This is a genomic window from Aliivibrio logei (assembly GCF_001691055.1).
GTDB classification, from domain to species: domain Bacteria; phylum Pseudomonadota; class Gammaproteobacteria; order Enterobacterales; family Vibrionaceae; genus Aliivibrio; species Aliivibrio salmonicida.
The window spans coordinates 9170-10359 of record NZ_MAJU01000023.1 but is presented as its reverse complement, the minus strand read 5'-3'; the positions used below and the strand labels follow the sequence as shown (position 1 = coordinate 10359).

The 1190-nt window shown below is 35.9% G+C and carries 2 protein-coding genes; both read right to left on the bottom strand.

The window, feature by feature from the left end; all coding sequences use genetic code 11:
* Positions 1-93: 93 nt before the first annotated feature.
* Positions 94-618 carry a chloramphenicol phosphotransferase CPT family protein gene (locus tag A6E04_RS15635; RefSeq protein ID WP_065611810.1) on the bottom strand — a complete coding sequence of 175 codons (525 nt, stop codon included), beginning with the start codon at positions 616-618 and terminating at the stop codon, positions 94-96.
* A 145-nt stretch (positions 619-763) separates the two neighbouring features.
* On the bottom strand, positions 764-1190 hold a 427-nt coding region (locus A6E04_RS15630; RefSeq protein WP_065611813.1), incomplete at its 5' end, for a GNAT family N-acetyltransferase.

Here is a 1190-nt window from a genome sequence, read left to right as displayed (position 1 = left end):
TAGCTGAATTTTAACGCCTTAATCACTGAAACTAAAGGCAAACTGACAACGCCGAATGTAGCAAATCGTGTTGATGCGATTGTTATGCTTCATTCAGTAAAGTTTCAATTCTTTTAATAACTTAACTGCTGCATCTTTTGGCTGTATATCACTCGTATCTACTGACGCATCATATTTCATAAAATTATGAACCAACGGATATTCCGACTCAGCTAAACCGATTGCACGGTCACCACGCGCTAATTCTCGTGCAACACAGACATCTAATCTACACATTACCTTTACTCGCACTACGTTAAATCCACTTAAAGACTTTTCTAATGCATTAATTTCGTCTTCACTTATCCAAGCATTATCAATAATAAGTCTACAACCGGCTTCTAATAGCCCTTTAACACAATTATGATAACCTTCTGTTAATTGACCATAATCATACCCAGAACGGCTTATAGGATCCCCTACTATCATTCTTTTGAGATCTGTTGGTGGTAAAGCATATAAAACACTATCAATACTAAAATTTAAATATTGTATCGATAACAATTCTTGTAACTCTTTGGCTAAGCTAGTTTTACCAGAGCTTCCTGTTCCATTAAGCAAAATCATATCCGGGTACATAGTAAGATTCCTTTCTCAAAAGAGGCATAACGCCTGCATAACACGTTTGCTACGATACAGACCTAACTGAATTTTACTGCCTTAATCACTGAAACTAAAGACAAACTAACAACGCCGAGTGTAGCAAATCGTGTTGATGCATTTGTTATGTGTTTGAACTTAAAGTAAATTCCATTTCTATTAACCCATTCACTTCCACGGTTTGTGTAAACCCTTTTTCTTTATATAACTTAATTGCTGGATTTTCGCTAAATACACGAAGAAGTAACTTTTTCGATTGATGCTGTCTAGCGTGATTCACAATCATGTCGAGACTTTTCGCACCAATACCCTTTCCGTGAAATTCTGGACTTAACTGTAAATCTCGAAGAAAAGTAGTTGATTCGTTATAGCTAAAACGAACAATGCCAACTCGATGATTATCCGCGAATATTTCAAAATTATCCAAGAGAGCCCAATTTTTGATAAACAGATTGCTGTCCCAAACGATATTCCGAGTCAAATAATAACTAGCCATATTGGATTGAGTTAGTGACTCAGTATATTTGAACTCAGAAGCTCTTTTAAACTGG